The organism is Flavobacterium sp. N502536 (genome assembly GCF_025947345.1).
Taxonomy (GTDB): domain Bacteria; phylum Bacteroidota; class Bacteroidia; order Flavobacteriales; family Flavobacteriaceae; genus Flavobacterium.
Window position 1 is genome coordinate 1530342 of record NZ_CP110011.1, and the last position, 12807, is coordinate 1543148.

The 12807-nt window shown below is 37.5% G+C and carries 9 protein-coding genes and 2 pseudogenes; 1 reads left to right on the forward strand and 10 read right to left on the reverse strand.

Annotation, left to right across the window (positions count from 1 at the left end):
- The first annotated feature begins 41 nt into the window (after positions 1-41).
- Positions 42-3422, forward strand: coding sequence for a T9SS sorting signal type C domain-containing protein (locus OLM61_RS06880; RefSeq protein WP_264525656.1), 3381 nt, complete (start codon positions 42-44; stop codon positions 3420-3422).
- A gap of 87 nt (positions 3423-3509) precedes the next feature.
- Here OLM61_RS06880 and OLM61_RS06885 read toward each other — a convergent pair.
- The 10 genes and pseudogenes from OLM61_RS06885 to atpD all read right to left on the reverse strand — a co-directional run bounded on the left by OLM61_RS06885 (position 3510) and on the right by atpD (position 12748).
- Positions 3510-4675: pseudogene (locus tag OLM61_RS06885) on the reverse strand (beta-ketoacyl synthase N-terminal-like domain-containing protein).
- A gap of 202 nt (positions 4676-4877) precedes the next feature.
- Positions 4878-6149 carry an adenosylmethionine--8-amino-7-oxononanoate transaminase gene (gene bioA, locus OLM61_RS06890; protein ID WP_264525657.1) on the reverse strand — a complete coding sequence of 424 codons (1272 nt, stop codon included), beginning with the start codon at positions 6147-6149 and terminating at the stop codon, positions 4878-4880.
- A gap of 165 nt (positions 6150-6314) precedes the next feature.
- On the reverse strand, positions 6315-6932 hold the full coding sequence (gene bioD / locus OLM61_RS06895) for a dethiobiotin synthase (protein WP_264525658.1): 618 nt from the start codon (positions 6930-6932) through the stop codon (positions 6315-6317).
- Between the two features lie 106 nt (positions 6933-7038).
- Positions 7039-7653 (reverse strand): DUF485 domain-containing protein, encoded by a 615-nt coding sequence (locus OLM61_RS06900; protein ID WP_264525659.1) that lies wholly within the window; start codon positions 7651-7653, stop codon positions 7039-7041.
- Entirely contained in the window at positions 7643-8074 is a 432-nt protein-coding gene (locus tag OLM61_RS06905) for an RNA polymerase sigma factor (RefSeq protein ID WP_413614373.1), read from the reverse strand. Before OLM61_RS06905 ends, OLM61_RS06900 begins: the two co-directional genes overlap by 11 nt.
- Before the next feature lie 79 nt (positions 8075-8153).
- Positions 8154-9017 carry a TraB/GumN family protein gene (locus OLM61_RS06910; RefSeq protein WP_264525661.1) on the reverse strand — a complete coding sequence of 288 codons (864 nt, stop codon included), beginning with the start codon at positions 9015-9017 and terminating at the stop codon, positions 8154-8156.
- A 108-nt stretch (positions 9018-9125) separates the two neighbouring features.
- Entirely contained in the window at positions 9126-9323 is a 198-nt protein-coding gene (locus OLM61_RS06915) for a hypothetical protein (protein WP_264525662.1), read from the reverse strand.
- A 221-nt stretch (positions 9324-9544) separates the two neighbouring features.
- A pseudogene (locus OLM61_RS06920) lies at positions 9545-10680 on the reverse strand (aminotransferase class I/II-fold pyridoxal phosphate-dependent enzyme).
- Between the two features lie 182 nt (positions 10681-10862).
- Positions 10863-11144, reverse strand: a complete 282-nt coding sequence (locus tag OLM61_RS06925; protein ID WP_264525663.1) for a F0F1 ATP synthase subunit epsilon — start codon at positions 11142-11144, stop codon at positions 10863-10865.
- A gap of 92 nt (positions 11145-11236) precedes the next feature.
- Complete coding sequence (gene atpD, locus OLM61_RS06930) at positions 11237-12748, reverse strand: F0F1 ATP synthase subunit beta (RefSeq protein ID WP_017495935.1); 1512 nt, start codon at positions 12746-12748, stop codon at positions 11237-11239.
- Positions 12749-12807: the final 59 nt, after the last annotated feature.

Sequence of the window (12807 nt, forward strand, 5' to 3'; positions counted from 1 at the left end):
ATCCCATTCCGGCATAACAAATTGTATAGCATACACTCACTATGAAGAAAACTTTACTTTCTAATGTTCCCTTTTTTAATGCAAAAAACCTGTCATCTCCTACCCGATTAAAGGTTGCCATTTTAACTTCTTTAATGGTGTTCTTTTTCAACTCAGCATATGCTCAATGTAGTGCACCTGCAACACCAGGAACAATCACTGGATCTGCAACAATCTGTCAATCTTCTACACAGACCTACAGCATTTCTAATGTGACGGGAGCAACTTCCTATATCTGGACTTCATCAAATGGTAACCTCCAAATTACATCCAGTCAGGGAACAAATTCAATAACAGTAACATCACCCGATTATAACCTAACCTCAAACCTTACGGTACGAGCTAAAAACAACTGTGGAGAAAGCTCATCAAGCTCTCTTTCCGTAAGTGTGGTCGGTAACTCAAGAGGCGGCGTAATAAACAGAGGAGGTCTTAACCAAATTTGCATAAACACAGATACAGGTACAATGCGCTTAGAAGGTAATCCCGTAGGATCTGTTGAGAAATGGGAAAAACGTTTAAATAATTCCTCGACCTGGACTGATATTGCCAATACTACAAAAACTTATTCCGAAGTTCCTTCTTCTGCGGGGACCTGGGAATACCGTGCCTATGTAAGCAACTATGGCTGTTCCCCTCAATATTCGTCTACCTATACAATAATCGTCAAACCTGAAGTTGTAATAACACCGGCTCCAGTTACCGAAGCAATGCAATTTTCCACTTCAGCAACATTAACCTACACTGGCAACAACTCAGATCAATATTATTTAAAATTTGATCCGGCCGCTGTAGCTGCAGGAATAAGCAGTAATACACAAAAAGGAAATACTTCGCAACCTAATGGAAGCATTACGATTCAGTTTCCATACTGTCTTGCCGTCGGAACCTACAATGCGGTACTTTATGTCGACACAGACTCTCCAAAATGTACTAGTAAAAACTACAATGTGTCTCTGGTTATAAAACCAAATCTTTCTGTTAGCGGTACTTTAAGTTCAGATCAAACGATATGCAATAATAAAACTCCCAACGACTTAGTACTTAATGGAGGGAGTGTGGATTCTGTCATAAAATGGCAAAATTCTACAGATGCAGAATTCACCAATCCGTACGATATCCCATCATCTGCAAAGTTAAAAACACTTCCAGGTGCCAAAATAGGCCCTTTATCTCAAAGCACTTATTTCAGAGTCATCAGTCAGGCTAATGGATGCAGCAAAACTACTTCTAATGTTGTACTTATAACTGTAGATAGCGGTGCGGCAGCGACTTTTACAAGTTCTCCATCTTCAACCACTTGTGCTAATACCACCACAACCTACACCACTCAACCCGGAAAAACTAACTATCGCTGGTATGTACCTGGAACCATCAATACGGATTATCAAATTCAAACCGGAGGAATTGGAACTTCAGATCATAGTGTAACACTTAAATGGTTAACAAAAGGAGACAAAACAGTAACGGTAAATTATTCAAATGGATGCTCGACAGCTGCAGACGCTAGCAATACGACTTCAGTAACAATAACAACTGCCCCAACAGTAGGCACTATCAAACAACCCAATTGCACTACACCTACCGGAAGTGTTGTTTTGGGTAACATACCTCATTCAGGAAAATTAATGGAATCCCGAGGAACGGAATATACGTATACCACTGCGGGAACAACCTACGAGATTACCGGATTAGCACCCGGAACTTACAAATTTGCCATTGACGATAATTGTACCAAAGTATATTCTGCGGATGTAGTGATCCTGCCCGGGAATGTCTGGAATGGAAATAAATGGTCAGGCGGAACACCATCATTCAACGATCTGATTCACTTTACCGGAAATTATACAGCAGAAGCCGATCTTAACGGATGTTCCTGTACGATTGACAATGGAGCGACAGTAACTATAAAATCGGGAGTGACTCTGACTGTAATGAACAGTATCGATGTTGATTCAGGACTTTTAGTATTTGAAAACAATTCAAGTTTGATACAAAAAACTAATGCTGTAAATACCGGAAATATTAATTATATCCGTACCAGTCCGCCTATATTTCAAAAAGATTATTTGTATTGGTCTACTCCAGTAACTCCACAAAAATTAGTGGACGTTTCACCTTTGACTACTGCCAGTAAATACTATGGTAATGACGGCACACAATGGGTACAAACCAACAGAGAAAGCAATATGGTTGTGGGGAAAGGATACATTATCCGAGGTCCTTCAAACTACACCAATACAAATAAACAAGAATTTACCGCAACTTTTAAAGGAGTTCCAAACAATGGAGATCTGGAAGGAGAACTTTTAGCTGCTGCAAAAAGTTACTTAATTGGAAATCCATATCCGTCTGCTCTAGATGCAGATTTGCTTTTGAAAGATAATCCGATGTTAAACGGAACTCTTTATTTCTGGACACACAACACACCGGCAAAACCTGTAGCAACGAATCAATACAGCAGTGATGATTATGCTTCATACAACCTGAGCGGTGGTGTTTCGGCAAAATCAGATAAACAACACAGTAACGATCCTGCAAAAGATAAAGGCGTTAAACCAACAGGAAAAATAGCAGCCGGACAATCGTTTTTTGTAACCACTAATGCCGGAGGAAAAGTAAAGTTCAACAATGCAATGCGAGTGGGAGGAGCCAATAACGGCCAATTTTTCAGACCTGGAAACACCTCCAAAGAAACTGCGATAGAAAAACATAGAGTTTGGCTAAACATGACCAATGCAACAGGAGCTTTTAAGCAATTATTAGTTAGTTACATCGAAGGTGCAACCAATGACTATGAAAGCAAATATGACGGACTAACTTTTGATGGGAATCAATATTTGGATTTTTACAGTGTAGATGCCAAAAACAAATATGTAATTCAAGGTCGTGCGTTGCCTTTTACCGATTCAGATCTTGTTCCATTGGGTTACCGAACTACTGTTGCAGGTGATTTTACAGTTGCCATAGACGAAGTAGACGGAAATATGAGTACTCAGGCCATTTACATCGAAGACAAAGCAACCGGAGTAGTTCACAATTTAAGCCAAAGCAATTATACTTTTAAAACCGAAGCCGGCACCTTTGCAGAACGTTTGACACTGCGTTATAAAGCTGCCAAGACCTTAGGAACGGGAGATTTTGAAAATACTGAAAATGGCATTCTGGTTTCAAGCAAAAACAAATCAATCCAGTTGTTGTCCTCGAAAGAAAACATAAAAGAAGTTTCTGTTTTTGATATCACCGGTAAACAGCTTTACAACAAAACCAAAATAAACAGTACCGAACTTCACATTCAGAACCTGTCATCAGGCAATCAGGTTTTATTGGTTAAGGTAACGCTGGCCAATGATTTTACCACCACCCGAAAGGTACTGCTTTAATAAACAGTAAATCCTATATTTTGTCCCATAAAAAAATCCATTCTGTTAGCAGAATGGATTTTTTTTATCTCTTAGATTGGTGTGAAACTATGGTTTTTCAATCAGAATACTAACTGCATTTCCTCCAAAACCTACCGCATTAATCAATATTTTTCTAAGGGGTTTAGTCTGTTTTTGCTCTTCTCCAAAAGGTACTCCGATAAAAGTATCGTGCTGAAACATTAAAAGTGCCAACTCTAAACTCAATATACCGGATGCTCCAAAAGTATGTCCAATCTTCCATTTATTGGTGGTGAGCAAAGGCAACTGAGAACCAAAAACCTTTTCGATAGCGCGTAGTTCCGTCAAATCTCCTTTGATTGTTCCTGGCGCGTGCATCACAATAGCATCAACCGTTTCGGGAGCAACATCTTTTAAAGCCATTTTCATTGATTTCTGAAAACAGGTCGCTTCTGCAGAAATTGAGATATTATGTTCTAAAATTTCGGTTGCATACCCCACTCCTGTAACGTATGCCAATGCATTTTCCTGTTCTCCAGATTCGAGACAACAAACCGCTGCACCTTCCCCAAAATCATAGTATTCTGGGTTTTATCAAAGTCGAACGCCAGATTGGGCCAGGATTCTAATTCCTGATCAATTCTTGAATATATTTTAAGCGCTCGCATTTGAGCAATCGTAAAATCGGTTAACGGAGCTTCACTCCCTCCCACCAAAAATTTATCTGCCATGCCTGATTTCAACCATGCCACTCCATTTAACAAAGCATGAAGCGCCGTTGAACAGGTTATAGAATGTGATATTTCGGGGCCTGTACTTTGCAAATCATGAGCAATCCACGACGATATATTTCCCAAAGTTGTGGTTGGAGAAGCTAAAGTTTGTGCCTTTCCGGTATCGATATATTCTTTGTAATGCTTTTCAAATAAATCTGTTGCCCCGCGTGACGAACCAATATTGATTCCAAAAATATCTTCTGAATTCCATCCTGCTTGCCTCACTGCCTCTCTTGACGCTGCCAAAGCAAACAAAACCGAATCATCTAAAAATTTATACTTCGGATCTGACTCCCGCACTTCTGCTACGATTTGTTTAGATTCGGCATCAAGAGCAGCAACAGACGTTTGCTGTTGATCTAAAAATTGTTTCGTAAAACAATGCTCACGATCCAGGTACTTTTTCCAAACTGAATCTGTAGTATTTCCTAAAGGTGAAATAGAAGAAAAAGCTGTTATGGAGATTTTTTTATTCAATGTTTGTAATTTATAACCCTAAGGTTGTTTTTCTAGCCGTAAAAGTCGCAAACCGCTACGGCAGGCTTCCACATCTTACTTCTGAAATTCAGTCCGTTTTACAAAAGTTTCCGCAACAATCTCTTTAATTTAGAGCCCTTACGATACTTTTTATTTTGACTTGGAGTAAACCCGTTAAGTCCGTGAAAATCTGTGTGCAAATTTACACCATTTCTATAGCATCTTCAATTGTTTTGTACACTTTTTGAAGCTGTTCGTCGCTCATTATATAAGGAGGCAAAATATAAACAATGTTTCCTACCGGACGCAAAACAACTCCTTTGTCAATAAAGAAATTATAAAGCTTGGTTCGCATTGAACCGTAATAACTTTCTTCAGAATCTGATTTGATTTCGACTGCAAAGATAACTCCCAATGTTCTGGCTGTAATTACTTTCGAATGATTCTCTATTTTCTTCTGAAAGTCGAGATGGCTTTTATGAATTCTCTCAATATTAGCCTGCATCTCCTCCGTATGCAACAACTCAATACTCGCCAAAGCCGCAGCACAACCTGTAGGATTCGCGGTAAAAGTATGCCCGTGAAACAAAGCTTTATTGATGTCATCGTCATAAAAAGCATCAAAAACTTCCTGTGTAAAAGTGGTAATCGCCATTGGGATTGTTCCTCCGGTTAGTGCTTTTGACAAACAAATCATATCGGGAACTTCGGTCACATAGTCCATTGCAAAGGTTTTTCCCGTTTTACCAAAACCCGTCATTACTTCGTCGGCAATCGTAAGAACATTGCTCTCTTTACAAATCTGCATTAGTTTTGCTAAAGCCTCAGGCTCGTACATCACCATTCCGGCGGCACCCTGCACCAAAGGTTCAAAAATAAATCCGGCACAATCATGCTTTTGAATTACAGCTCTCAAAGCGTCAAAACTTTCCTGCTCCTGCCCTTTTACCGGAACCGGAATTCGGACTACATCAATAAACATTCCCTGAAAAGCCTGCGTATAAAAAGAGATCCCACTTGCTGCCATTGCCGCGAAAGTATCACCGTGAAAAGCATTTTCAAAAGCAATTATCGTAGTACGCTTTTCATTCTTATTGAAAAAAAACTGCAATGCGACTTTGATGGCCACTTCCACTGCTGTGGAACCATTGTCAGAAAAGAAAATCTTCTGTTGGTTTTTAGGCAAAATTTCCATCAGCTTTTCAGCCACTTTGATCGCCGGCTCGTGTGTGAAACCGCCAAACAAAACATGCTCTAAAGTGGTTAACTGTTTGTAAATCGCATCGGCAATAAATCGATTACTGTGTCCAAACGGATTGACCCACCACGAAGCAATGGCATCAATATATTCTTTGCCGTTCTCATCCCAAAGTAAAGCGCCTTCACCTCTGGAAATTGCAATTGGAGTCTGTGCTGTTTTATGCTGTGTATACGGATGCCAAAGGTATTGACTGTCTTTTTCTGTTAATGTCATATCTTGTGAAATGTTTTTTTCTTGTGAAATGTGATTTGTAAAATGTGAGATGTACTTAGTGAAATGTTCTTTGTGAAATGTAAAATGTGAGTTGTGAGATGAAAGTTTTTTACTTTCCACAAACCACTTCTAACATTTCACAGATTACATCTTACAGATCACATCTTACAATTTTAATAAATTACTACGGAACAAATCGGCGTATTCCTTAATTACATTCTGATCAAAGTACGGTTCATCATCAATTCTTCCGATGCATTGTACTCCGGTTTTATTCAGAATTAAACTTTCGGTCGATTGATTTTCGTTTCCACTGAAGATGATTCCTGCAACTTCAAAACCTCTATTCTGAATCGCTTCTATGGTTAACAAGGTGTGATTAATGCTTCCTAAATAATGTCTTGAAACCACAATTACTTTATAATCGGACTGAATCAAATCGACAATGGTCTCCTTTTCGTTTAACGGAACAAATAGTCCACCGGCACCTTCAATTACCAAATGATTCGTAGTTTCGGGTTCCACAATCTTCTTTATATCTATCGTAACACCATCAATCTCCGCAGCCAGATGCGGACTTGCCGGTGTGTTTAACTCATATGCATTAGGGTAGAATTGAGATTTTGAATTGGAGATATGAGATTTTACTTTATGTGTATCGCTAAAATTCAAATCTCCAGCCTGAATGGGTTTCCAGTAATCGGCCTCTAAAGCTTCAACAACAATTGCCGAAGTAACGGTTTTACCAACATCAGTTGAAATTCCGGTAATAAATATTTTCATACTTCTTTTGTTTCACAAAGACTCACCAAGTGAATATCTGTTTAATAATGTATGCAAAAATACCAATAAAAAACAAAACCCATCATTGCGATGGGTTTGTTATTTTTTATTCTTCTTTCAGTTCGTCTATCACTTTTCTGATTTCCTTAGCGTATTTTCCATAGCAGTGATGTACCCACCATTCGGTAAACACGCCAATAAGTAAAATTGTAAGTACAAAAACAAACACAAGCAGTCCTAATTTTCTGTTGGCAAAACCCTCATCTAAAACCTGCATGAAATCCGGCATTTGGTACAGAATAAACCCGAAGAAATAAATGAGAAAAAAAGGCGATAACGAAAAAGTAAACGTTTTATAAAGCTGCATATTTAGCCTGATATCCAGATACGTTTCATACAAACTGTCTTTCGTTTTTAATGCCACCTTATTCAATCTTCTGTAGAACAAAAAAAGCTGCGTCAAATAATAAATGCCTATTGCAAGCAATATCGCAAAAATGAAGTAGAACGGTACCACTAAGTTTGGTGGAAACTTACTATCAAATGGTAAGAGACCTATAATCACAAAAGATAAAAACTGAATAAAGAATTCCATTCTTAAACTTTTTCTAATCCGATCCAAAGGCATACTTGCCGATTGTATTTTTTCTAAATTATTCGGAACAACGACGTTTTCGGTCTTTTCGTTATTCCATGCGTTTTGTATATCGTTAAAATCCATATCCCTGATTTTTAATTATTTCTTTTAATTTTTCTTTTGCTCTGTTGAGTTTCACCCTGGCGTTTCCTTCTGAAATTCCTAAGTTCTCACCAATTTCTTTATGAGAGAAACCTTCCAATTGATAAAAAATGATTGCTTTATCTATTTTTTCGAGTTTTTGAACCGCTTTATAAAAATGATCAATCTGACTTTCCTTGATGTGCGAATCGCCTTCATCTTCTTTAATATTCTCAGAGGCGATTTCGTACTTATCTACCTTTCGCTTTTCCTTTTTCAGAAAAACAATGGCTGTATTCACTGCGACACGATACATCCAGGTCGAAAACTGACTTTCGCTTCTAAAAGAATCATACGATTTCCAAAGCTGACAGATAATTTCCTGAAACAAATCCTGTTGATCGTCAGGATTATCCATGTACATCTTTGAAACTTTGTAAAGTATCCCCTTATGACTTTCGATCCGATTTAAAAATTCTTGTTCTTTCTCTTTCAAAATAATCTTAATTCAATATTGGTTTTACCTTATACCCCGCTTTTCTTAATAAATTAATCACTCCATAATCTCCTCCCAAATGTGCCGATCCTACAGCAAAAAAGACACTCTCTTTTTTCATCAATCCCGGCATGTTCTTTACCCAATTGATGTTTCTTTCGTCTAAGATAACCTTATTTGTTTTTTCACTAGACATTTTTTCATCGGTCGTAACATCATACAACCCACTTATATTTTCATTTTTATAAAGCGCGACTGACTCAGCCGTTAACGAAGCACTTAACCCCTCCAGCATTTGAAGCAATTCATCATCTGTATAAGCATTCTCGAGTATTTTCATTTGGCTTTTTACCGTTTCCAAACCTCCGATTTCAATGTTTCTTTTCTTGGCTTTCTCAATAAATTCCATTTCATACAGCCTGATATCGTCACAGCCGAAAGTTTTTACAGAAATCAGGCTCATTACCGTAGCCAGACTAAAAGCATCCACCTGTTTTACATTCATTCCGGTTGCTTTTTGCAGAATTACATCCAACTTTGAAAGTTGTTCCGAACTCAGCTTCTTGCTTAATGGTTCTTTCCCCATAGCCAATTGCTGCATGTCTGCCATCTCTTTTGGATCTGCAAAATCAATTTCCAAAACCAACTCATTAGACGCTTCAAATGCCTTTTTCGTTTTTTCAGACATAAAATAATCCTTTGCACATATGGTGTGAATGGTTCCATACAAATAAGATGGCTTTGACAATCCATTTCCGGACACTTCCCATAAAAGCGAATTTTCAAGTTTTGGAGATTTTAGCTGTGCTTGCGCTGTTCCGTTAAAAAATAATGCGACTGCTGCGATTGCTGATGTAAATAAATTTTTCATTTTGTTGATTGATTAATTGATTGATGATGATTTGATTGAGTTTGATTGATTGATTGATTTGATTTGATTTGACTGATTTGATTTGACTGATGATTGCTAAAATACGTATTACGATTTACTGTATTTTTTTCTCTGCCAGGATGCCAATGAAGCAAAGAAGAGGCAAATCATAATGAGGAGTAATTCTTTATTCGGTTTGTCTAAAATAAACTGATTCACTAAAGAATAGCCAAGTCCTGCCGAAGCGACAAAGACAAATACAAAATTGAATACTTTTTCGGTAACTGATATTGAAGTTGTTTTCATAATTATTTTGGTTTATTTGATTACGACTCGTAAGTAATCAAACATTCAAAACGTTACAAAAAAAATTAAACTTTTTTATAAAAGCCCAAGAACAAAGGGCTAACGGAAGTTTTTTTTATTATTTATAGTTTCACAGAGATACACAAAGAAAAAAAAAGCCCCACAAAATAACTTTGTGAGGCTCCGTGATATCTTTGCGATTCTTTGTGGAACAGCATATGCTAAAATACAAAATTTCCTAATAATTCTAAAATCTGATTGATTTCCTGTTCTGAATTATAACTATGAATACAAAAGCGCAAACGTTCCTGGCCTTCCGGAACAGTTGGAGAAAGTATGGGTTTTACATCGAAACCTTTGTCCTGAAGTTGTTGCGCAAGCCGTTTCACATTTTCATTTCCCGGACGATCGCAGATTGTATGGCCGATTTACTTCGAACAAACATGGGTTTCAGCCCCAACAAGTTTTTTTGCTGATTGAAGAATACGATGTTCTGACGTAACTTTTCAATCGTTGCTTTTTCTATTTCCAATTGCTGGTAGGCGATCAAAATTGCAGCAACAGAATGTGGTGAAAGTCCGGTAGTATAAATAAAGCTTCTGGCAAAGTTAACCAGATATTCTTTGAGATCGGGATCTCCTAAGACTACGGCACCATGACAGCCCAAACCTTTTCCGAAAGTCATGATTCTGGCAAAAATTCTGTTATGCAATTTCTGGTATTGCATCAAACCTTCACCCTTGTCTCCAAAAACACCCAAAGTGTGTGCTTCATCAACCACTAAGTAACAATTGTATCGCTCTGACAACTCTACTAATTCTTCTAAATTTGGACTATCTCCATCCATAGAAAAAACGGTTTCGGTGACAATATAGACCGTAGTATTCGGAAACTTCTGAATGAGACGCTCCAGATCTTCAAAGTCATTGTGATTGAATTTATATGATTTTGCATTAGACATGATGATTCCGTCACGAATAGAGGCATGACTCAACTCATCATACAAAATAACATCATTTCGTTGCGGTACAGCGCTAAAAAACCCAACATTGGCATCGTAACCCGAATTAAAGATTAATGCCGACTGAGCGTCATGAAATTCAGCAATAAAGGCTTCTGTAATTTGATACAAGGAGTGATTGCCCGAAATTAATCGAGATCCTGTGGCTCCATTTTGAAAAATCTCATTTTCAAGCAAATAAGCATGCGTGCGCTTAAAAATAGATTCTGATTTTGAAAAACCTATATAATCATTCGACGAAAAATCGACCAAATTACCCAATACGGGTAATTTTCGAAGCGAATTGTTTTGCTTTCGTATCTCTAATCTCTGATTCAGGTTTTCGGGTAATTTCATAAAAGCAAAGTTATAAAATTGATTGTAAAATAAACAACGAGGTGGCAGTATCAGTTACCCCGGTTTACTTACTCCAATTACAGCGACAAAAACCGCATTCTTTAATTGTTCAAAAGCACAAAATGAAGGCATAAAAAAAGACCTCAATTGCTTGAGGTCTTTTTCTTTATTCTAAAACTGTTTTAGTCAACTAAAACAATTACTTTATTATCTTTCATTTCAACAGTACCTGATGCAATCTCTAATGTATAGGTTTGCTCGTTTACTTTCGTGAATTTACTCGCTACTTCTTTAGAAAAATTAAACTTTGCAGCAGCAATTTTAATCGTTCCTTTTTCCAAAATAGAAACAATAGGAGCGTGATTATTCAATATTTGGAAGCTTCCATCCACTCCAGGTAATGTAACCGATGTTACTTCTCCTGAAAATAATTTTGCCTCTGGTGATACTATATCTAAAATCATAACTTTTTTTTAAATTCCAAATTATAAAATCCCAAATCCCAATTTTGGAATTTGGAATTTTTATTTTTTGATGTTTGTCAAGCTATGCTTGATTATGCTTCAGCTAACATTTTTTCTCCAGCTTCGATAGCATCCTGGATAGAACCTTTCAAGTTGAAAGCTGCTTCAGGAAGATGATCTAACTCACCGTCGATAATCATGTTGAATCCTTTGATAGTATCTTTAATATCAACCAATACTCCAGGAATACCTGTAAATTGCTCCGCTACGTGGAATGGTTGAGATAAGAAACGTTGAACACGACGTGCTCTTGATACTGATAATTTATCTTCTTCAGATAATTCTTCCATACCTAAGATCGCAATAATATCTTGCAATTGTTTGTATTTTTGAAGAATCTCTTTTACTCTTTGTGCACAGTCATAATGCTCATTTCCTAAGATTTGTGGAGTCAAAATTCTTGAAGTAGAATCTAACGGGTCAACCGCAGGATAAATACCTAACTCAGCAATTTTACGAGACAATACTGTAGTAGCATCTAAGTGAGCAAACGTTGTTGCCGGTGCCGGGTCAGTTAAGTCATCCGCAGGAACGTAAACCGCCTGTACAGATGTAATAGATCCTTTGTTTGTAGAAGTAATACGCTCTTGCATAGCTCCCATCTCTGTTGCCAAAGTTGGTTGGTATCCTACTGCAGAAGGCATACGTCCTAAAAGTGCTGATACCTCAGAACCTGCTTGTGTAAAACGGAAGATGTTATCAACGAAAAACAATACGTCTTTACCTTGATCAGTTCCTGCTCCATCACGGAAATACTCAGCGATAGATAATCCTGAAAGTGCTACACGTGCACGAGCTCCAGGAGGCTCATTCATTTGTCCGAAAACGAAAGTAGCTTTAGACTCTCTCATTCCTGGCATATCTACTTTAGATAAATCCCATCCTCCGTTTTCCATAGAGTGCATGAAATCATCACCGTATTTAATAATTCCTGACTCTAACATCTCACGAAGTAAGTCATTTCCTTCACGTGTTCTTTCACCTACTCCTGCGAATACTGAAAGTCCACCGTGACCTTTTGCAATATTGTTGATCAACTCCTGAATCAATACTGTTTTACCAACACCTGCACCACCAAACAATCCGATTTTTCCTCCTTTTGCGTAAGGCTCAATCAAATCGATTACTTTAATACCTGTGAATAAAACTTCAGATGAAGTTGATAAATCTTCAAACTTAGGAGCTTGTCTATGAATAGGCAAACCATTTTCTCCAGTTTTTGGCAATTCGCCTAAACCATCAATTGCGTCTCCAACAACATTAAATAAACGTCCATATACGTCTGGACCGATTGGCATTTGGATTGGATTACCAGTTCCAACTACTTCATATCCTCTAGACAAACCGTCTGTTGAGTCCATAGAGATTGTACGAACAGTGTTTTCTCCAATGTGAGATTGTACTTCTAGAACTAATAAAGTTCCATCTTTTTTAGTGACTTCTAGTGAATCATAAATTTTTGGAAGTTCAACATCCTTACCGTTGAAAACTACGTCAACTACTGGTCCAATGATTTGAGCAACTTTTCCTATTACTTTTGACATTACTTATGTATTTATTAAATAGCTATTTAGGTTTATCGAAAATACCTCTTTTTTCAGAG

Excerpts from the sequence above, each read along its gene's own strand:
- OLM61_RS06905 (WP_413614373.1), bottom strand. The coding sequence starts at position 8,074 with ATGTACATGGATAATCCTGACGATCAACAGGATTTGTTTCAGGAAATT.
- atpD (WP_017495935.1), bottom strand. The coding sequence starts at position 12,748 with ATGTCAAAAGTAATAGGAAAAGTTGCTCAAATCATTGGACCAGTAGTT.
- bioA (WP_264525657.1), bottom strand. The coding sequence starts at position 6,149 with ATGACATTAACAGAAAAAGACAGTCAATACCTTTGGCATCCGTATACA.
- OLM61_RS06925 (WP_264525663.1), bottom strand. The coding sequence starts at position 11,144 with ATGATTTTAGATATAGTATCACCAGAGGCAAAATTATTTTCAGGAGAA.
- OLM61_RS06915 (WP_264525662.1), bottom strand. The coding sequence starts at position 9,323 with ATGAAAACAACTTCAATATCAGTTACCGAAAAAGTATTCAATTTTGTA.
- OLM61_RS06910 (WP_264525661.1), bottom strand. The coding sequence starts at position 9,017 with ATGAAAAATTTATTTACATCAGCAATCGCAGCAGTCGCATTATTTTTT.
- OLM61_RS06880 (WP_264525656.1), top strand. The coding sequence starts at position 42 with ATGAAGAAAACTTTACTTTCTAATGTTCCCTTTTTTAATGCAAAAAAC.
- bioD (WP_264525658.1), bottom strand. The coding sequence starts at position 6,932 with ATGAAAATATTTATTACCGGAATTTCAACTGATGTTGGTAAAACCGTT.
- OLM61_RS06900 (WP_264525659.1), bottom strand. The coding sequence starts at position 7,653 with ATGGATTTTAACGATATACAAAACGCATGGAATAACGAAAAGACCGAA.